This is a genomic window from Collinsella sp. HCP28S3_E9 (assembly GCF_052065455.1).
Taxonomy (GTDB): Bacteria; Actinomycetota; Coriobacteriia; order Coriobacteriales; family Coriobacteriaceae; genus Collinsella.
Genome location: NZ_JBQHTZ010000016.1, coordinates 14,261 through 34,993 on the forward strand (window position 1 = coordinate 14,261; position 20,733 = coordinate 34,993).

At 60.2% G+C, this 20,733-nt stretch carries 16 protein-coding genes; 15 read left to right on the top strand and 1 reads right to left on the bottom strand.

The window, feature by feature from the left end; all coding sequences use genetic code 11:
- The first annotated feature begins 46 nt into the window (after window positions 1–46).
- The 14 genes from aspS (at window position 47) to ligA (ending at window position 17,968) form a co-directional block, all read left to right on the top strand.
- Window positions 47–1,834 (top strand): aspartate--tRNA ligase, encoded by a 1,788-nt coding sequence (gene aspS / locus ACTNA2_RS07980; protein ID WP_441049137.1) that lies wholly within the window; start codon window positions 47–49, stop codon window positions 1,832–1,834.
- A 357-nt stretch (window positions 1,835–2,191) separates the two neighbouring features.
- Window positions 2,192–2,440 (top strand): HPr family phosphocarrier protein, encoded by a 249-nt coding sequence (locus tag ACTNA2_RS07985; RefSeq protein WP_441032208.1) that lies wholly within the window; start codon window positions 2,192–2,194, stop codon window positions 2,438–2,440.
- 233 nt (window positions 2,441–2,673) lie between these two features.
- Window positions 2,674–2,916 carry a FeoA family protein gene (locus tag ACTNA2_RS07990; RefSeq protein ID WP_229770688.1) on the top strand — a complete coding sequence of 81 codons (243 nt, stop codon included), beginning with the start codon at window positions 2,674–2,676 and terminating at the stop codon, window positions 2,914–2,916.
- Between the two features lie 39 nt (window positions 2,917–2,955).
- The gene (locus tag ACTNA2_RS07995; RefSeq protein ID WP_006234774.1) at window positions 2,956–3,177 is read left to right on the top strand and encodes a FeoA family protein; all 222 of its coding nucleotides are present in this window, start codon (window positions 2,956–2,958) and stop codon (window positions 3,175–3,177) included.
- Between the two features lie 123 nt (window positions 3,178–3,300).
- Entirely contained in the window at window positions 3,301–5,628 is a 2,328-nt protein-coding gene (gene feoB, locus ACTNA2_RS08000) for a ferrous iron transporter B (RefSeq protein WP_441049139.1), read from the top strand.
- Between the two features lie 178 nt (window positions 5,629–5,806).
- Window positions 5,807–6,007: a hypothetical protein gene (locus ACTNA2_RS08005; RefSeq protein ID WP_117634210.1), complete on the top strand. Its 201-nt coding sequence runs from the start codon at window positions 5,807–5,809 to the stop codon at window positions 6,005–6,007.
- Between the two features lie 102 nt (window positions 6,008–6,109).
- Window positions 6,110–8,059 carry an FAD-dependent oxidoreductase gene (locus ACTNA2_RS08010; RefSeq protein ID WP_441049140.1) on the top strand — a complete coding sequence of 650 codons (1,950 nt, stop codon included), beginning with the start codon at window positions 6,110–6,112 and terminating at the stop codon, window positions 8,057–8,059.
- A 680-nt stretch (window positions 8,060–8,739) separates the two neighbouring features.
- Window positions 8,740–9,267 (top strand): hypothetical protein, encoded by a 528-nt coding sequence (locus ACTNA2_RS08015; RefSeq protein ID WP_441049142.1) that lies wholly within the window; start codon window positions 8,740–8,742, stop codon window positions 9,265–9,267.
- Between the two features lie 330 nt (window positions 9,268–9,597).
- The gene (locus ACTNA2_RS08020; protein WP_427719797.1) at window positions 9,598–10,290 is read left to right on the top strand and encodes a GntR family transcriptional regulator; all 693 of its coding nucleotides are present in this window, start codon (window positions 9,598–9,600) and stop codon (window positions 10,288–10,290) included.
- Between the two features lie 124 nt (window positions 10,291–10,414).
- Window positions 10,415–11,437 carry a LacI family DNA-binding transcriptional regulator gene (locus ACTNA2_RS08025; protein ID WP_441049144.1) on the top strand — a complete coding sequence of 341 codons (1,023 nt, stop codon included), beginning with the start codon at window positions 10,415–10,417 and terminating at the stop codon, window positions 11,435–11,437.
- A gap of 134 nt (window positions 11,438–11,571) precedes the next feature.
- Entirely contained in the window at window positions 11,572–12,909 is a 1,338-nt protein-coding gene (locus tag ACTNA2_RS08030; protein ID WP_441049146.1) for a glutamine synthetase family protein, read from the top strand.
- A 50-nt stretch (window positions 12,910–12,959) separates the two neighbouring features.
- Complete coding sequence (locus tag ACTNA2_RS08035) at window positions 12,960–13,622, top strand: response regulator transcription factor (protein ID WP_427728642.1); 663 nt, start codon at window positions 12,960–12,962, stop codon at window positions 13,620–13,622.
- Between the two features lie 208 nt (window positions 13,623–13,830).
- Window positions 13,831–15,291: a S1C family serine protease gene (locus tag ACTNA2_RS08040; protein WP_441049148.1), complete on the top strand. Its 1,461-nt coding sequence runs from the start codon at window positions 13,831–13,833 to the stop codon at window positions 15,289–15,291.
- 448 nt (window positions 15,292–15,739) lie between these two features.
- A complete protein-coding gene (ligA, locus tag ACTNA2_RS08045; protein WP_441049150.1) occupies window positions 15,740–17,968 on the top strand; it encodes an NAD-dependent DNA ligase LigA in 2,229 nt (742 codons plus the stop codon).
- A 155-nt stretch (window positions 17,969–18,123) separates the two neighbouring features.
- On the opposite strand, the gene ACTNA2_RS08050 is transcribed toward ligA, so the two are convergent.
- On the bottom strand, window positions 18,124–19,470 hold the full coding sequence (locus tag ACTNA2_RS08050) for an MATE family efflux transporter (RefSeq protein ID WP_441049152.1): 1,347 nt from the start codon (window positions 19,468–19,470) through the stop codon (window positions 18,124–18,126).
- A 207-nt stretch (window positions 19,471–19,677) separates the two neighbouring features.
- On the opposite strand from ACTNA2_RS08050, the gene moaA reads away from it, so the two are divergent.
- Window positions 19,678–20,733, top strand: a complete 1,056-nt coding sequence (gene moaA, locus ACTNA2_RS08055) for a GTP 3',8-cyclase MoaA (protein WP_441049153.1) — start codon at window positions 19,678–19,680, stop codon at window positions 20,731–20,733.

Here is a 20,733-nt window from a genome sequence, read left to right on the forward strand (position 1 = left end):
CGGAACGACACGGGGCGGCACAGATCCATAAAGGAGGATCACTGGTATGAGCCAGACCCGTCCCATCGACGAGCATGCCATGCACACCCATACCTGCGGCGAGCTTCGCCGCGAGAACGTGGGCGAAGAGGTCACCCTCACCGGTTGGGTGAGCCGTCGCCGCGACCACGGCGGCCTTATCTTCTGCGACCTTCGCGACCGCGAGGGCATCACGCAGCTCACCTTCGACCCCGAGCACTCCGACGGCGATGCCTTTAAGATCGCCGAGACCATGCGTCCCGAGTGGCCCATCAAGATTCACGGCGTCGTGCGCGCTCGTGGCGAGGAGACCACCAACGCCAAGCTCGCGACCGGCGAGATCGAGGTCCTGACCGACCACGCCGAGGTGCTCAACACGTCCGTCACCCCGCCATTCCAGATCGAGGACGGCATCGAGACCAGCGAGGACACCCGTCTGCGCTATCGCTATCTGGACCTCCGTCGTCCCGAGATGATGGCCAACCTCAAGCTGCGCTCCGACTTCACCTTTGCCATTCGCGAGGCGCTTCACAACCGTGAGTTCATGGAGGTCGAGACGCCCTCCCTGTTCAAGTCCACGCCCGAGGGCGCCCGCGACTTCATCGTTCCCAGCCGTATTCAGCCGGGTAACTTCTACGCCCTGCCGCAGTCCCCGCAGCTCCTAAAGCAGCTGCTCATGGTCGGTGGCGTCGAGCGCTACTACCAGGTTGCCAAGTGCTTCCGCGACGAGGACTTGCGTGCCGACCGTCAGCCCGAGTTCACCCAGGTCGATATCGAGATGTCCTTCGTGGACCAGAACGACGTCATGAGCGCACTCGAAGAGGTCCTGGCCGACGCCTTCGGTCGCATGGGTGTCGAGATGCCCACGCCGCTGCGTCGCATGGACTACTGGGAGGCCATGGACACCTATGGCTCCGACAAGCCCGATACCCGCTATGGCATGCATCTGGTCGATCTGACCGACATCTTTGCCAACTCCAAGTTCAAGGTCTTTGCGACTGCCGCAAACGAGGAGGGCTCTGTCGTCAAGGCCATCAACGCCAAGGGCGCCGGTGCCTGGGCACGTGCCAAGATCGATAAGCTCGCCGGCGTGGCCTCCACGTTTGGCGCCAAGGGTCTGGCCTGGATCGCTTTCCGCGAGGACGGCTCCATCAACAGCCCCATCGTCAAGTTCTTCTCGGACGAGGAGATGGCGGCTCTGCGCGAGCGCATGAACGTCGAGCCTGGCGACCTCGTGATGTTCGCCGCCGGCCCGCGCCTGCTCTCTGACGAGATCCTGGGCGGCATGCGCTCTCACATGGCCAACGCACTCGAGATCAAACGCGAGGGTCACGACTTCCTGTGGGTCGTCAACTTCCCGCTGTTCCACTGGGATGAGGACCGCAAGGCCTATGCAGCCGAGCACCAGCCGTTCACTCTGCCGACCGAGACCGACATCGCCAAGATCGAGGCCGACCCGTTGGCTGCCGGTTCCTGCACCTACGACTTTGTCATGGACGGTTTTGAGGCCGGCGGCGGTGGCATGCGCATCCATAACGCCGAGATGCAGATGTCCATGCTCAAGCTCCTGGGCTTTACCGAGGAGCGCGCCGAGTCGCAGTTTGGCTTCCTCATGGAGGCGCTCAAGTTTGGTGCGCCCCCGATGGGTGGTTTTGCCCTGGGTCTGGACCGCGTGTGCATGCTGCTTACCGGCTCCGATTCTATCCGCGACGTCATGGCGTTCCCCAAGACGGCCAGCGGCTCCGACCTTATGTCGGGCGCCCCGAGTGCCGTTTCCGGCGCCCAGCTCAAGGACGTCAGCCTGCGCTTGATGTAGGCGAGCGGCTACATATTGTCTCTAACGAGGGAAGGACGCGTGCCTTCCCTCGTTTTTTATGCGCGGGCGTTGCGAGGGCATAGGGTGACCGGACGTCGCGGAAAGTGCGTCCCGGAATCTGCGTCCAGAATGGGCCGCGCTTTCCCAAAGGGGGTCCTCTGGGAAAGCGCGGCCCAGAATTCGACAAAATAATGGGGCACAGTTTCCGGTTGAGCCTTCTGGCGGAAACTGTGCCCCATCGTTGACACTCGAAGTGGGATGTGGTTTCCGTCCCGCTCTCGACAAGCATCTAACGCTACAATAACTACCACGTGGCTGGGTTTGGCCGGCCAAATGTGCAATGCTGCGGGAGGGGACATGGTCGAGTTTACAAAGACGATTAAAGATCCGTTGGGACTACATGCCCGCCCGGTTGCGCTTCTCTATGACATTATCGCCAAACATCGTAGTGACGTGTCGGTCAGCATCGGCGATCGCCACACGGATGGCCGCGATATCATGGGACTCATGGCCCTCTATGGTGAGTGCGGTGAGAGCGTCGTCTTTCATGTTTCGGGCGCGGATGAGGCCTCGTGCGTCACGTCGATCAGAAACCTCTCGCTCTAAGCGTAACAATGTGAAAAAGGGAGAGTTCCCTCTGTTTCATACATTGGTATGACAAGGCACCGCAAAGAGACCGTCTTTGCGATGCCTTTGTTTAATATGGGAAACTTTTTCGAAAACTGAATAGAGACCCTTTCCAAAAAGTTAACCACGTGTTAGTTTACTATAGCAAACATAGACGCGGTTAACTTTTATCGCGTCGATGTTGAGGACGAACCGATGTTAGGAGCTCACTCATGTCTTGCGGACCGCAGATGCCGGCCATGCCGCTTTCGATGGTAAAAGCGGGCGAAACCGTGCACGTTTCTCGTGTAAAGGGCGATGAGGACATAAAGCACCGTCTCAAGGACCTCGGCTTTATCGAGGGCAGCGAGATCCACGTGGTGAGCTCGAGTGGCGCCAATATCATCGTCACGGTGCTGGGCGCACGCTTTGGCATCGATTCCAAGGTTGCCATGCACATCATGACCGTCGGTTAATCCGCAGCATTTCATAAAAACCGAAAGGGGGACAAGAGGATGAAGACGTTGGGTGACGTTAAGGTGGGCGAGAGCTCTACCATCGTCAAGCTTCACGGTGAGGGCGCGCTTCGCCGCCACCTTATGGACCTGGGGCTCATCAAGGGCACTTCGTTTAAGGTCGTGAAGGTTGCACCGCTCGGTGATCCGGTCGAGATCAACGTGCGCGGCTACGAGCTTTCCATCCGCAAGGAGGAGGCGGCCGTCGTCGAGGTCCAGTAAGGGCCCACGACGTATATTTCTGCAGATTAAGTTAGATATTTCTAACTTAATGCAGTAACTTTGAAGCACATTATCCATCCTGCGCGGAGAAAGCAGCGCGGGCAAACAAGGAAGAAGGATTGAATGGCGGATTCTCAGATCCATGTCGCGCTGGCGGGTAACCCCAACTGCGGCAAGACCACGCTTTTCAACCTGATCACCGGCGCCAACGGCTACGTTGGCAACTGGCCCGGCGTCACGGTTGAGAAAAAGGAGGCCAAGCTCCTGAGCGACAAGAACGTTACCATCACGGACCTCCCCGGCATCTACTCGCTTTCCCCCTACAGCCCCGAGGAGCAATGCTCGCGCGATTACCTCATGAGCGGCGAGCCCGATGTGGTCGTCCAGGTGGTCGACGCCACCAACCTCGAGCGCAACCTGTACCTGGCGCTTCAGGTTATCGAGACCGGCCTACCCGTGGTCGTTGCCCTTAACATGGCCGACTTGGTCGAGAAGAACGGCGACAAGATCGACACGGACAAGCTCTCCAAGAAGCTCGGCTGCCCGGTCATGATGATTTCGGCCCTTAAGAACAAGGGTATTAAGGAACTGTTCGAGCAGGTTAAGAAGTCCGCTGCTTCCAAGGGCCAGGTGCCGGAGCACAAGTTCGATTCCTCCATCGAGGACGTTCTGGACCACATCGAAAACAACCTGCCGGCGAGCGTTCCCGCCAACAAGCGTCGCTACTACGCGGTTAAGCTGTTCGAGCGTGATGCGGACGCCTGCAAGCTCATCAACCTCACCAAGGAGAAGGCCGCTCGCGTGGAAGAGCTGGTCGCCCAGTGCGAGCAGGACTGTGATGACGACGCCGAGTCCATCATCACCGGTGAGCGCTATGGCGTCATCGCGCACATCATCGACGAGTGCCTCACCAAGGCTCCGGCCAAGATGAGCACCTCCGAGAAGATCGACCGTGTGGTTACCAACCGTATCCTGGGCCTGCCGATCTTTGTGGTCATCATGTTCTGCGTGTACTACATCGCCGTTTCCACCTTAGGTGGCACGGTGACCGACTTCACCAACGACCAGCTCTTTGGCACCGACGGTTGGTATGTGCTCGGTCAGGGCCGCGACGCCTACGATGCAGCCGTCGAGGCTGCGGGCGACGATGCCGACTCGGTTGACCCGGCGCAGTACGGCCCCTATGTCCCGGGTATCACCACCGTGGTGCACGATGCCCTTGTGGCGGGTGGCACCGAGGACGGCGGCCTGGTCGATTCGCTGGTCTGCGACGGCATCGTCGGCGGTTTGGGCGCCATCTTTGGCTTTGTGCCGCAGATGTTCCTGCTGTTCGTCATGCTGTCCTTCCTGGAGGATTGCGGCTATATGGCCCGCGTTGCCTTTATCATGGACCGCGTGTTCCGCCGCTTTGGCCTGTCCGGTAAGTCCTTTATCCCCATGCTCGTGTCCTCGGGCTGTGGCGTCCCCGGCGTCATGGCCACCAAGACCATCGAGAACGAGAAGGACCGCCGCATGACGGTCATGACCACCACGTTTATTCCCTGTGGCGCCAAGCTGCCGATCATCGCCCTGCTCATGGGTTCCATCATCGGCGATTCTTCCACCACCGCGGCGTGGATCAGCCCGCTCTTCTACTTCCTGGGCGTCTTCGCCGTCATCGCCTCGGGCCTTATGCTCAAGAAGACCAAGCTCTTCGCCGGTCGCCCGACGCCGTTCGTTATGGAGCTTCCTGCCTACCACTTCCCGGCGATCCGCTCTTGGGCACTGCACGTGTGGGAGCGCTGCTGGGCCTTTATCAAGAAGGCCGGCACGGTCATCTTCGCATCCACCGTCGTGGTTTGGTTCCTCTCCAACTTTGGAAGCTACAACGGTTCCTTTGGCTTCCTGCCTGCAATGGACGGCATCTCCGAGGAGTTCATGGACTACTCCGTGCTTGCCATGCTCGGTAACCTGGTCGCTTGGATCTTCGCTCCGCTCGGCTTTAGCACCTGGCAGGCAACTGCGCTGACTGTCTCTGGCCTTGTGGCTAAGGAGAACGTCGTCGCCACCGCCGGCTCGCTGCTGTCCGTGGCTGATGCCGCCGAGACCGACCCGAGCCTGTGGACTGCGTTTGCCGGTATGTTCCCCACCATGGGCGCTTGCGTTGCCTTTGGCGCGTTCAACCTGCTGTGCGCTCCGTGTTTTGCCGCCATGGGTACTATCCGCAACCAGATGGACTCCGGCAAGTGGACCGCGATTGCCATCGGTTACGAGTGCGCCTTCGCTTGGGTGATCGGCCTGTTCATCAACCAGTTCTACAACCTGTTTGTGTTGGGACAGTTTGGTATCTGGACGATTGTGGCCATCGTTCTGCTGGTTGCGATGCTCTTCCAGATCTTTCGCCCTATCCCTGCGCATGCATGGACCGACGAGGACGAGACCAACACTGCTTCCGCCGCAGTTTCCGCTTAAGTCCGAATAAGGATTAGCCCCTTTCCACGAGCCCGGGTGTCCCAGCGACACTCGGGCTTTTTGGCGGTGGGGGAGATGTGGCGTTTCCGCAGATAAAACCGACCAAAATAAACCTGTCCCTTTTTGGTAGGTGGAAAATAGGATAAAGTAAGTGGTGGTTAACTAGAGGAGGCTTGCTATGGCACCAATCGATATTGTTGTACTGGCTGTTATCGGTATTGCGTTTGTCGCGGTATGCGTGCGCATCTACCGCAAGGGCACCTGCGCCGACTGTGCTCAGGGTGGCGTTTGCACAGGACATTGCTCCAACAAAAAGACGTGCGCCGCACTTAAGGGCGTGGACAAAATCGCCGAAGACCTGGGCCGCGGTATTCATTAGCCGAACAGCGCTTGGGCATGTATGACTGCAGATACGGCAGTTGCTGATACGATAGGTGTGTTAGCAACTGCCGCCGAGCGGCTTAAACGAAAGGAAGCCTGTATGGAGTCCTGTGCCTACCCGATGCTCTTTAGCCCGATCAAGGTCGGTACGACCGAGGTCAAGAACCGCGTCTTTATGCCGCCGGTATCTACCAACCTAGCCGATCACGGCTATGTGACCGACGACTTGGTCGATCATTATCGTGCCCGTGCCAAGGGCGGCGTGGGCCTCATCATTACCGAGGTCGTGACGGTTGAGCCCACCTATACCTATCTGCCGGGTGACATGTGCTGCTACGACGACACGTTTATCCCCGGCTGGGAAAAGCTCGCCGCGGCCGTCCACGAGTATGGCTGCAAGATCATGCCGCAGCTCTTCCACCCCGCCTACATGGCCTTTAACATTCCGGGTACGCCGCGCCTGATCGCTCCGTCCTTTGTGGGCCCGTCCTATGCCCGCGAGGCACCGCGCCCTATCACGGTCGATGAGATTCACGAGCTCACGCATCAGTTTGGCGACGCTGCCGTACGTATGCAGAGGGCCGGTGTCGATGGCGTCGAGGTCCATGCGGCACACGCCCACGGCATGCTCGGCGGCTTTTTGACTCCGCTCTACAACAAGCGTACCGACGAGTACGGCGGCTCGCTCGACGCCCGTATGCGCTTCTTGCTCGAGGTCATCGCCGAGATTCGCGAGCGCTGCGGCAAGGACTTTATCATCGACGTCCGCATCTCGGGCGATGAGTACACCGATGGCGGCCTGACCCTCAACGACATGATCTACGTCTCGCGTCGCCTGGAAAAGGCCGGCGTCGACATGATTCACGTGTCGGGCGGCACCACCATCAAGCGTGGCTCCGCGATTCCCGCCGCCGGCACGCAGCAGGCCTCGCACGCCGCCTGCTCGCGCGAGATTAAAAAGCACGTCAACATTCCCGTCGCCACCGTCGGACGCATTAACGAGGCCTGGATCGCCGAGGAGCTGATCGAGGACGGCGCGGCCGACATCTGTATGATGGGCCGCGCCAATCTGTGCGATGCCGAGTTCTGCAACAAGGCAGCCGCTGGCAACGCCGACGAGATCCGTCCCTGCATCGGTTGCCTGCGTTGCCTGAACGGCATTATGTTTGGCAAGCGCATCTCCTGCACCGTCAACCCGGACGTGGAGCGCGACGAGGCTGGCTACGAACCCGCCGCCGAGGCCAAGAACGTACTGGTTGTGGGCGCCGGTCCCGCGGGCATGGAGGCAGCCTACATTGCCGCCAAACGCGGTCATAACGTGGTGCTCGTGGATAAGCAGGACGAGCCGGGCGGCGAGATGCGCATCGCAGCCGTTCCGCCGGCAAAGCAGGAACTCACCCGCGTGATCAAGTATCAGTACCGTCGCCTGGCCGAGGCCGGCGTAAAGTGCGTCTTTGGCACCGAGCTTACTGCCGAGGACATTCAGCGTGACTACGCCGGCTACGAGGTTGTCCTGGCCTATGGCGCCGAGCCTATCGCTCCGGCCTTCATGCAGGGCTTTAAGCAGGTTATGACGGCTGACGACCTGCTGGGCGGCAAGGCTTTCCCGGGCAAGAAGATCGTCATCGTGGGTGGCGGCACCGTTGGCTGCGAGACGGCCGATTACCTGGCCCCATTGGTCAACGACCTGTCGCCGGCCAACCGCGACGTCACCGTCATCGAGATGACCAAGACGCTCGCCGCCAACGAGGGTGGTGCTGGTCGCGCGGTGCTCATCACGCGCATGCTCTCAAAGGGCGTTCACGTGCTGACCGAGGCCAAGGTGACCGAGATTACCGAGGACACTATCAGCTACGAGAAGGATGGCGAGATCCACACCATCGCCGGTGCCGATACGCTGGTGCTTGCTATGGGCTATCGTCCCAATACCAAGCTGGCCGACGACCTGGCGGCAGCCGGCGTTACCACTCACGTGCTGGGCGATGCCAACAAGTGCGGCAACATTCGCGACGCCATCGGCGATGGCTACAAGGTCGCCTGCGAGCTCTAGTCAACCCCTTGTTGCATGGGGACAGGTTGCTTTGCACCAACTTGGTGCATGTGAACCTGACCCCATTGCACCATTTGATAAAACGCAAGCGGCGGCCGTCCCGTGTTTGGGCGGCCGCCGCTTGCGTTTTATCAAAGAAAGATCATTGCCGAGCCTTAAATGCCTTTTGTCTGTGTGCCTTCCACAATCATGTTGCGGTTGTAGGCCAGGTGCAGATACATCGTATCGTGAGCGGCGGTGGGGTTGTGCGCCTCGATGGCGTCGGCCGCAACGTGGTGCGTGTGGATGGTCTCCTCGACGAGCTTTTTTGCCCGTTACGTCGATAAAAAGGGGAACGGACGCCTTGAACACACCCATCAGACGGGTAACGACGAGGTTGCCGCCATCCCAGGGCGGCTTCATGGAGTAGCGCCCGTACGCATCGAATTTATCCTCTCATACATGTGCGGCATCAAGAGCCCCGAGTTCATACGAGCTCAGGGCTCTTTTCGTTTGGATTGCAGACGTATTGACAGACGAAAACAGTCTGCGTCCGGTATTGAGCCATACGAAAGCGAAATTATGCGTCTTAATTCCGTACGCAAATCAAGACGAAAACCGTTTGCGTCTCGGATAAATCAGTACGCAAACGGTTTTCGTCTTATATCTTGAAGGCCTACAGGCGAAACGATTCGGCACCGGTGGAGGTCGACCGGTTTGAGTATGGCAGGCTGACGCTCGAAGGCAGCAACGTAACGTTCGACGCGCTCACGTCGGCTCGCCAGGACTTGAGTTTTCACACGCTCGAGCATAAGTGTGTTGAACATCTCGGCATTTCTGAGCTAACGCCGGATATTATGCGCACGCTTCGCTTGCTCGGCAAGGACGGCTATACCAACGCTGCGGCGATTTTGGCGGATAAGAATGATTTTCCGGGCATCGACTGCGTCCGTTTTGGTGATACCGAGGATGTGATCTTGGATCGCGAGGCGGCGACAAATATATCCGCAATTGATCAGGTGGACAGGGCGGTGGCTATGTTTGCACGCTACTACCGTTATGAACGTATCGAAGGGATGGAGCGCGTCCAAACCGATCGAATTCCTCTCGAGGCGTTTCGCGAAGCTGTCGCAAACGCTTTGGTGCATCGGACGTGGGACGTTCGAGCTATAGCAACCCGCATAGCGCGCCTTGATCATCAACCGTCCGTATTTCGCAGCAACTTATAACAGGCTCGGGGTGCCAATTTGGGGTGCAGTAGTGCTGCGCCACGAAAAGGGCCTATCTACTACGTTTAAGCCGCAGGGGTCAACCATAGTCGGCTTTTTCGAAAATCGACAAGCTGCCTACCTGCGGTTTTGTTTTCACGGTTTTTGGTATGGCCGAGGCTATCCGTGTTAACGTAGTAGATGGGCCACTTTTGTGGCAAGGGGCCGATCTGCGGGCTAGGGTAGCTAAAAGAGCCCCGTCCCAAAAAGACTGATTGGGAGCTGGGGCGTGTCGATGCGATAGTATTGCATGGTGGTATTTGACTAACCGAGGGTTTATCCGAGGGCTTTATGGAACAGCACCAGCATAATCAAAGCTTGCAAGATCAGGCATACAATGCACTGCGCTCCAAGATCATCTATGCCGAGCTCAAGCCCGGCACGCGCCTTTCGGCGATTGGTCTGGAAAAGGAGACGGGAATCGGGCGTACGCCCATTCGCGAGTCCTTTGTGCGCCTGCGTGAGCAGGAGCTGGTGGAAACGCGTCCCAAAAGCGGCACCTACGTCTCTAAGATCAGCATGGAGCGCGCCGAGAACGCCTGTTTCTTGCGCGAGAAACTCGAGCGAAGCGTACTCATTAAATGCTGCTCGGTCGCCACGCCCGAGCAAAAGCATCGGCTCGATCAGATTCTTGCCGAGTCCGAGTCGCTCGACCATGGCGAAACGCGTCGTTTCTTTGACCTGGACAACCTGTTCCATGAGACGTGTTTTGAGATTGCCGGCCGTCATATGTTGTGGGATTGGATGAAGAGCGTCAATACGCATTTTGAGCGATACAACTGGTTGCGTATGGTGTCGCAGGATCTAGATTGGGAGCCGATTCGTCGGCAGCATCGCCGGATTCTCGAGGCCATTAAGAGGGGCGATACCGACGCGGCGAGCTATCTGGCCGAGACACACCTGCACCTGATGCCCGAAGAGCAAGGTCCGGTTATCGCCTTACATCCCGATTATTTTGAGCTGTCCAAAGACTCGGCTATCTAGCCCATTATCGCATCTGCTCGAGACGCAAAAACGATGCTGCTCACCTACAGCGTTTTGCAACCGAGAATTTTAAAAAATGCCTAAAATGGCTCAGACTGCCGACAATGGGGAAACGGGGTGCGCTATGGCGCAGATGAGAATCAAGGACATTGCCGTCGAGGCGGGTGTGAGCCCGGCCACGGTCTCGCGCTATCTCAATAACCGCCCCGGGCAAATGACTGAGGAAACCCGTGCTCGCATTGCGGAGGTTATCGAGCGTACCGGCTATCGCCCACGTGCCGCCGCGCGCAATCTGCGCAGCTCGCGTACCAACCTCATCGGCGTGATCTTGGCCGACATCGCCAACCCGTTCTCTAGCGCCATGCTCGAGGGCCTTTCCGCCAGCGCCGCCGCGCGCGGCTGCTCGCTCATGACAGCCATTAGCGGCAACGATCCCGCCAAGGAGGCCGAGTCGCTCACCAGGCTTATCGACGCTGGCGTGGACGGCCTGGTCGTCAATACCTGCGGTGGTAACGACGAGGCGATCGTCGCGGCAGCGGGACGCCTGCCCGTTGTGCTGCTCGACCGCGACGTTGCCGACGGCGGTGTCGATCTGGTGACATCTAACAACCGTGAGCTGGTCGCCGGCCTGGTAGACGCCTTGACCGCCGCTGGCAGCGAGCACCTGTGCCTGCTCACCGAGGCAAGCGACGACAGCCCCGTCCGTCGCGAGCGCGCCGAGGCCTTTACCGACGAGCTTTCGCGCCGCGGCCTTTCCGGCGAGGTCGTCACCCTGGCCGACGGGGGCGCCACGGGCGTCGGCCGCCTGGACAAGACCATCCGCGGCTATGCAGGAAAAGAGCTCGGCCTCATTACCGTCAACGGCCTGGTTTTCCTGCGCCTTACCGAGGCGCTGGCGCAGCTTGGTCCCTCGCTGCCGGCGGGGCTCAAGATCGCGACGTTTGACGACTGTCCCTGGAACCATGTGCTCTTTGGCGGAGTCACCACGGCCGCGCAGGACACCCTCACCATCGCCGAGCGCGTGGTCGATCGCCTCTCCGAGCGTATCGACGTTGTTACCACCACCGTGGGCGATGCCGCAAAGCTGGCGCCCGAACGCATCGAGGTTCCCGGCCACATCGAACACCGCGCTTCGACCTCGCGCTAGCCGCTCGTTCGTAACTGCCTGTTCGAGCACGTTTTTTGGGCGCTTGATACGCTTTAACCCTGCGGAAACATTTTTCTGCGATAGTATCTGCGATATAGACCAGTCGAAACCCGCCCGAAAGAAAGGGGAGCGACATGAACCAGCAGAACATCGATTACGTACTCCGTTCCGTAGAGCAGCGTGACATCCGCTTTGTGCGTCTGTGGTTTGTCGACATTCTCGGCCGCCTCAAGAACTTTGCCATTAGCCCCGAAGACCTCGAGGTCGCTTTTGAGGAGGGTATTGGCTTTGACGGCTCCGCCATCGAGGGCTTTGCCACGCCCGAGGAAGCCGACATGCTCGCGTTCCCTGACGCCTCGACCTTCCAGATCCTGCCGTGGCGCCCGAGCCATAACGGCGTCGCCCGCGTGTTCTGCGATGTGTGTACTCCCGATCGCAAGCCGTTTGCCGGCGACCCGCGCGACGCCCTGCGCCGCATGTTCTATAAGGCCGAGAAGGCCGGCTACCTGCTCAACGTGGGTGCCGCGCTGGAGTATTACTACTTCCCCGACGAGCACACCCCCGAGCCGCTCGACAACGTGGGCTACTTCGACCTTTCGGTGAGCGATGCCGCTCGCGACCTGCGCCGCAATACGGTGCTCACGCTCGAGAAGATGTCCGTGCCCGTGGAGTACACCTTCCACGCCGCCGGCCGCTCGCAGCACGGCATTAGCTTGCGTCACGCCGAGGCCCTGAGCATGTCCGACGCCATCACCACGGCCAAACTCATCATTAAGCAGCAGGCCTACGAGAGCGGTTGCCACGCCTCCTTTATGCCCAAGCCGCTGGCGGGCGAGGACGGCAGCGCCATGTTTTTGCATCAGTCGCTGTTCGACCACGACGGCAACAACGTCTTTTGGGGCGAGGACGACGAGAAGTACCACCTCTCCGATATCGCCAAGCACTATATGGCCGGCATTCTGGCACACGCGCGCGAGATCAGCGCCATCACCAACCCCACGGTCAACTCGTACAAGCGCATCACCACGGGCGGCGACTCCGTGCCACAGTACGCTACGTGGGGCCTGCGCAACCGCGCGAGCATGGTCCGCATCCCGGTCTACAAGCCCGGCAAGCAGCTGTCCACACGCATCGAGCTGCGCAGTCCCGATCCCATGGCCAATCCGTACTTGGTCAACGTCGTCACGCTGGCGGCTGGTCTGGACGGCATCGAGCGCAAGCTGGAACTCCCGCCCGAGGCAACGGCCGAGACGCTCAAGCTTACCGACCGTCAGATGGTCGAGGCCGGCTATACGCCGCTGCCGCGCTCGCTCAAAGAGGCGCTCGACGTGTTTGAGGACTCGCAGTTTATGAAGGATGCCCTCGGCGAGCACATCCACAGCTTCTTCCTCAAAAAGAAGCGCGACGAGTGGCATAAGTTTGAGTCCACGATTACCGAGTGGGAGATCAAGCATTATCTGGCGAACTCCTAATCGCGCTGGTTCGTTCCAGTACGATTGAGCTCATTTCCTTGGAGGTCGATATGTCCGAAAAGAGTGCCCTGTTCATGGCGCGCACGACGCGCTTCCACGAGTTTGCCCGCAGCTTGACGACCACCCTGGGTGTCGAGGTGAGCCTGGCAACCCCCGATTCGCCGACTGCGGCGCATGACTTTGACCTGCTGATCCTCGATTCCGATGGCATCCGCAGCGACCGCATCGATCAGATTGCCAAATGGCTCGACGACCGCGGCGGCGTTCCCATGTTGGTAATCGTCGACGACGAGGCGCTCGGCACCCTGCGCCTGCCCAATCACGCGCATGCCGACTTTGTATGCCCCACGGCGACACCCAACGAGCTTAAGGCTCGTGCGCAGCGCCTGATGGGCGAGGAGGAGACCATCACCGCCGACGATGTGCTCAACATCGATAACCTCGAGATTAACCTGGCTACCTACCAGGTGACACTCGACGACGAGCCCATCGACCTGACGCTGATGGAGTACTCGCTGCTGAGCTTTTTGGCGACGCACCCCAACCGCGCCTACAGCCGCGAGGTGCTGCTGCACCGCGTGTGGGGCTTTGAGTACTGCGGCGGCACGCGCACCGTCGACGTGCACATTCGACGCATCCGCTCTAAGGTGGGCCCGCAGATCGCGGCGCACATTACCACCGTCCGCGGCGTGGGCTATCTGTTTAAGGACTAGCTTTTCACCGCAAAGGGGGCAGGCGCCTTCGTGGTGGTTTTGCCGCATGCGTGGATCCCTTTCGAGTTTGCAGCAGAACTTAAGCATTCCTTAAAGATTGCGTTCTCATACACGTTCGCCCGCATATTGGGGTACAACTCAACGTGAACAATGATGGCCCGCCACATGTTTGGCGGGCCTTTGGTTATTAGACGAAAGGATCGCAGCTATGAGCGAGAACGATTCCCAGCGTCCCCAGGATGCGGGCAACGCCGGCGAGACCCAGCAGCAGCCGCGCGTGCAGGTGGAGTCGACGCCTGCCGACGGCAACATTCCCTACGTGCAGGCCTACGACACACGGACCGGCCAGCCGCTGGGCGGTCAGCAGGTTGTAAACAAGCACACGGTGGTCAAGACCAAGACCAAAAAGCTGCCGATCTTTATTACGGCGCTCGCCGGCTGCGCCTGCGGCGCCCTGCTGGTCATCGCGCTCATTATGAGTGGCACGCTCAACATTGGCGGCGGAAAGAATGTCGTGACGGCGGGTGCTTCGGGTTCATCGACGCAAAAGATTACGATTGACTCCGAGGACACCACGCTTGCCGAGGCCGTTTCTGCCAAGGCCCTGCCCTCCGTCGTTTCCATCACCGCCACTTCGAGCGGTAGCCAGAATGGCTCGCTTTCGCAGTCTGCCGACGAGTCGGATGGTTCGGGCAGCGTCGGTTCGGGCGTGGTGCTCGATACCGAGGGCCACATCCTCACCAACAACCATGTGGTCGATGGTTACGATCAGTACGTGGTTACCATGGACGACGGTACCACCTACGAGGCCGAGTTCGTGGGCAACGACGCCTCGAGCGACCTGGCCGTCATCAAGCTCAAGGATGCTGACGCCTCCAAGCTCACGCCGATCGAGATTGGTGATTCCTCCAAGCTTAACGTGGGCGAGTGGGTCATGGCGATCGGCTCGCCGTTCGGCAACGAGCAGTCTGTCTCCACGGGCATTGTGTCGGCGCTGTATCGCTCCACGGCCATGAGTTCTACCAGCGGCAACACCATCTACGCCAACATGATCCAGACCGATGCCGCCATCAACCCGGGCAACTCCGGCGGCGCGCTCGTTAACGACAATGGCGAACTCGTGGGTATTAACTCTCTTATCGAGAGCTACTCGGGCTCCAGCTCGGGCGTGGGCTTTGCCATTCCGGTCAACTATGCCAAGAACATCGCCGACCAGATCATCGACGGCAAGACGCCGGTTCATCCGTACCTGGGCGCCACGCTTTCGAGCGTCAACGCGCTCAACGCCCGCACTAACAATCTCGGCACCGATAGCGGCGCGTATGTGGCAAGTGTCGTCGAGGACGGTCCTGCCGCCAAGGCTGGCATCCAAGAGGGCGATGTCATCACCAAGCTGGGTGACGATGAGATTACGAGCGCCGATGGCCTGATTATCGCGCTGCGCAGCCACGAGGTGGGCGAGAAGGTCGAGATCACGCTCGTGCGCGGCAAGGAAGAGAAAAAGGTCACGGTCGAGCTGGGTTCTGATGAGGAGCTGCAGAACCAGCAGCAGGACGACAGCGCGACCGACACCGGCAACGGCGGCATTACCGACGAGCAACTGCGCCAGTACCTGGAAGAACTGCTGGGCCAACAGGGTCAGGGGCAAGGCTACGGTCAGGGTTTCTAACGAGCTGTATCGCACATATCGAAGCCAGAGGGGCTGTTCCGCCAGCGCGGGACAGCCCCTCTTCTCTTATTGATCCGTTGGGGATGGAGGAAAACGGATCATTTAGAAATGGCAAGGGCATGGTTCGGAAGGGCTTGGACAGTTAGTTCAGATTTGTATATAACGGGTGCGGTCTGAGGCGTGTTTTGAGCGGTTTTGAAATGAAAGACGGGCCGAGATGGGTGTCTCGAAGACGGAAGCAAACCTAATTTGCCGTTCAGAACGATTGATTGGGGCGAAAAGCCGATATTTCAGCTCGATTCGGCGCGCGTAATTATACAAATCTGAACTAACTGTCCAACCCTGGTCCGGTCGCTGCCAATTCGGTGCGGTTTGAGACTGCTATTCGGCCCCATCGCGACCGGTGGTACTCTTGTATCCGTTTGAAATCGAGCGAAGGAGTGCCGCTATGGAGCAATCGAGCCTGTTTGGTGACGGCGTGGACATCGATACCGAAACGCCAGCGAGCACGGATACCGCCGCGCCGGCCGATACCCGTGCCCAGGCGGCAGCGCGCGCGGCTGAGTTGCGCCACGAGCTCGATTACCACGCCTACCGCTACTACATGCTCGATGCGCCCGAGATCACGGACGCTGCCTTTGACAAAATGCTCGTTGAACTGCAAGAAATCGAGGCTACCTACCCTGACCTGGTGACGCCCGACAGCTATACCCAGCGCGTGGGCGGCTACGTGAGCGAGCAGTTTACGCCGGTCAAGCACATGGCGCGCATGTATTCCATGGACGATGCCATGGATCTGGACGAGCTCGACGCTTGGCTCCAGCGCACCGAGGATGCGCTCGGCGCCGGTAGCGTCACCTATACCTGCGAGCTCAAGATCGACGGCCTGGGCGTCGCGCTTACCTATCAAAACGGCACTTTCGTGCGCGCCGCCACGCGCGGCGACGGCACCACGGGCGAGGACGTGTCTCTCAATGTCCGTACCATCAAGGATGTGCCCATGCACCTATCCGAGCCGGCGCTCGCTCACATGGGCGCCGACCGCGAGCGCACCATCGAGGTACGCGGCGAGGTCTATATGCCCAAGGGCAGCTTTGTCCGCCTGAATGAAGAGGCCGATGCCGAGGGCCGCGACCCCTTCGCCAACCCGCGCAACGCCGCTGCTGGATCCTTGCGTCAGAAGGATCCCAAGGTCACGGCGCGCCGCGATCTGGCCACCTTTATCTATGCCATCGCCGATACCGACCCGCTGCACGTCCACAGCCAGCGCGAGTTTCTGGACTGGTTGCGTAGCGCCGGCTTTAGCGTCAACCCTAACGTGGCTCGTTGTGCCACGCCGGCCGAGGTCCACGAGTTTTGTGCCCAGGCGCTCGAGCACCGCGGCGACCTGGATTACGACATCGACGGCGTGGTCGTAAAGGTTGACAGCTTCCAGCAGCAGCTCGACCTAGGCTTTACCGCCCGCGCGCCGCGCTGGGCCATTGCCTTTAAGTTTCCGCCCGAGGAAAAGCAGACCATCCTGCGCGAAATTCGCATCCAGGTGGGCCGCACCGGTGTGCTCACGCCGGTCGCCGAGTTCGACCCGGTGACGGTTGCCGGCTCCACCATCGCGCGCGCCACGCTGCACAACATCGACGAGATCCGCCGCAAAAACGTGCGCGAGGGCGACACCATCATCGTGCACAAGGCGGGTGATGTGATCCCCGAGGTCGTGGGTCCGGTGCTCGACAAGCGTCCGGCCGATTCGGTCGACTGGCATATGCCCGAGATCTGCCCCGTGTGCGGTAGCCCCGTGGTCCACGAGGATGGCGAGGTGGCTTACCGCTGCGTGTCCATCGACTGCCCCGCACAGCTCAAGGAGCGCCTGCTCCACTGGGTGAGCCGCGGTTGTATGGACGTCGATGGCCTAGGCGACGAGATCGTCGACAAGATGATCGCCGCCGGGCTGATTCACGACGTCGCAGACTTCTATCAGCTCACGGTCGACGACATCGCAGGCCTGGACACGGGGCGCACCTATGCCAGCTCCAACAGCAAAAAGGGCGTTAAGAAGGGCGACCCCATTCCGGTAGGCCTCAAGACGGCCGAGAAAATCATCGCCGAGCTCAACAAGTCCAAGAGTCAGCCGCTCGGTCGCGTGCTGTTTGCCCTGGGCATCCGTCACGTGGGCAAGAGCGTGGGCGAGGTCATCGCCGGGCGATTCCTGTCGATTGACAAGCTTATCTTGGCGAGCGAAGAGGACATCGCCGAGTGCGAGGGCATCGGCCCCAAGATTGCGGCGAGCGTCAAGCAGTTCCTGGCCGTGCCCGAGAACCTTGCCGTCCTGGAACGTCTGCGCCAGGCGGGCTTTTTGCTCGAGGTCGATTTGGGCGCCGCGCACGCGCAAGCCGCAGCCGACGCTGGCGTGGCAGGCGAGCTCGCCGACGCACAGCCGCTCGCGGGTCTGACCTTCGTGCTCACCGGCACGCTCGTCAACCGCACGCGCGACGAGGCGGGCGCGGCGCTCAAGGTGCTCGGCGCCAAGGTCTCGGGCAGCGTATCAAAGAAGACGAGCTATCTGGTTGCCGGTCCCAAAGCGGGTTCCAAGCTTACCAAGGCCGAGCAGCTGGGCGTACCCGTGCTGGACGAGGACGCACTCGAGCAGATCTTGGCTACCGGTGAGGTGCCCCAGGCTTAAGGCATCAATAGTCAAATTGAAGAACCGCCCGAAAGCGCGATGCCTTCCGGGCGGTTCTTACTTTGTTGGGGAAACCGGCATCGTGATCTGCGTCACGTAGGTCGCGGGGTCGTCGCTGATGATGTCGTCAATGAGGGCGATTTCGCATTGCCCCGCTACGCTGCTAACTTGTCAAAAGCCCCGCGCCGGTTGAGCACCGTAAACGCGACAACACAGATGACTGCCGACAGAATCGACCCGCACGGCGAGGCGATGCCCATGGGAAACAGCGTGTCGGAATAGGCGTTCGACAGCAGCCACGCGCCCGGCACGCGAATGAGTGCCACGGCAAGCACGTTGTGCGCAAAGCCGATGTAGCTCTTGCCATATGCAGCGAAAAATCCGCTAAAGCAAATGTGGATACCGGCAAAGATTGCATCGAAAATGTAGCTGCGCATATAGCCGGTGCCGGCCGCGACCACCGCGGGGTCTTTGGCGAAAAAGCCGATAAACGCCGGCGCCACCAGCCACATCAGCACCGTGATCAGGCAGCCGTACACCACCGAGATGGTCATGGCGTCTTTGAGCACCTGACGCGCACGGTCGCCCTTGCCCGCGCCGGCGTTTTGCGCCGTGAGTGCGCTGACGGTGGCGCCCATGGAACTCGGTACAATGAACAAAAAGCTGATCATCTTTTCGACCAGGCCCACGGCGGCGGCGTCGACCAGGCCGCGATGGTTGGCGATGACGGTGATAAACATAAACGCCACCTGGATGCAGCCGTCCTGTACGGCCACGGGCACGCCGATCTTAAGGATGCCGCCGAGCACCTCGGGCTGGGGGCGCAGGTCGCTGCGCTTAACATGGATGTTCGTGCGGCGGCTCTTAAGCCACACGAGCGCGAGGGCAACGCTTGCCGTCTGGGCGGTTACCGTGCCGAGCGCCGCGCCCACGGGGCCGAGTCCCATGTGGCCGATAAACAGAAAATCGAGTGCGATGTTGATGATGCACGCCACGCCAATCACGTACATGGGCGAGCGCGAATCGCCCAGGCCGCGAAAGATGGCCGAGAGAATGTTGTATGCGGCGATAAACGGGATGCCGACAAAGCAGATGCGCAGGTAGGCGGCGGTTCCTTCGACTGCCTCGGCTGGCGTGCCAATAAGTGCCACGATCTGCGGGCACAGTGCGAGCAGGATGGCTGCCAGCACTACCGAGACACCCATAAACAGCGTGATGGTGTTGCCGATGGCGGTCTCGGCGCGATCGAAGCGGCGCGAGCCCACGGCGTGGCCGACGATAACCGTCGTTCCCATGGCCAGACCCACGAGCGTCACGGTAATGATATAGAGCGTCTGCGCACCATTGCCCACGGCGGTGATGCCGGCGGCACCGCTAAACTGCCCCATCATGTACAGGTCGGCCATGCCGTAGAGCATCTGCAAAAAGTACGAGAGCATATAGGGCAGGGCAAAGACCGCGATGGTCTTAAGGACATTGCCGCGTGTGAGGTCGTGTTCCATAGGTGGGGCTTTCTGGCTGGGTCTGTTTCCGTACCAGTGTAGTGAAAACCCTATAACGATTGTAGAGTCAAGGTTTGTGTGTTGAGGATGGGCTTGGAAAGCCGGTCTTGTTCGAAGCGACCTGTCCTGTCGTACGGGTGTGGCATGATTCTCTCGTGGGGTATTATGTTTTTCGAAGAATAAAACGCCGCGTGAGGGGAGGGCTGCGTGGACGGGCACGTGCAGCATGACGGTTTTGGCCGCGATATCAACTACCTGCGCATTGCCGTTACCGACAAGTGCAATTTCCGCTGCATTTACTGCATGCCGGCCGATGGCGTGGCGCCCCGTGCACACGACGAGTTACTCAGCGCCGAGGAAACCGCCCGCTTTGTTCGCTTGGTGGCGGGGGAGGGCATTCGCCGCGTGCGCCTGACGGGCGGCGAGCCGCTGGTCAGCCGCCGTATTATTCCGCTTATTCGCGACATCCGCGCGATCCCTCAGATCGAGGACATCTCGCTCACCACCAACGGCGCCCTGCTGCCCAAGCTGGCGCCGCAGCTCAAAGATGCCGGGCTTAACCGCGTCAACATCTCGCTCGACACGCTCGACCCTACGCTCTTTGGAAAGATCACGCGCCTGGGTCGGCTCGAGCAGACCATGGCCGGCATCGACGCGGCGCTGGCTTGGGGCTTTGAGCCCGTTAAGGTCAACTGCGTTGTTGTGCGCCGGCTCAACCAGGATGTGGCGGCCCTCGCGCGGCTCACGCTCGACCGTCCCATCCACCTGCGCTTTATCGAATATATGCCCATCGGCGACGAGCACACGAGCTCGCATTGCGCTGTGGACCCGCATGCGCCCGCGCTCAATCCCGAGCTGTGGGACGCGAGCGATACCGTGCCGAGTGACGAGCTGCGGGCGCGCATCAATGCCGGGGCCACCGCGACGGGGCTGGGCGAGCTCGAGCCGCTCGACATCAACGACGCTCCTGCCGGCGCGGGCCCTGCGCGCTATTGGCGCTTTCCGGGCGCGGCGGGAACGGTTGGCTTTATTAGCGCCATGTCCAACCATTTTTGTGCGAATTGCAACCGTCTGCGCCTGACGGCCGATGGCAACGTGCGTCCATGCCTGTTTAGCGATGCCGAGTATTCGGTGCGCGACGCCCTGCGCCGTGGTGATGATATACAGGTACTTTCGATTTGGCACGATGCCGTGGCCCACAAACCGCAGGAACACGCGATAATTGAGGGCACGCAACGATTTATGTCCCAAATCGGAGGATGA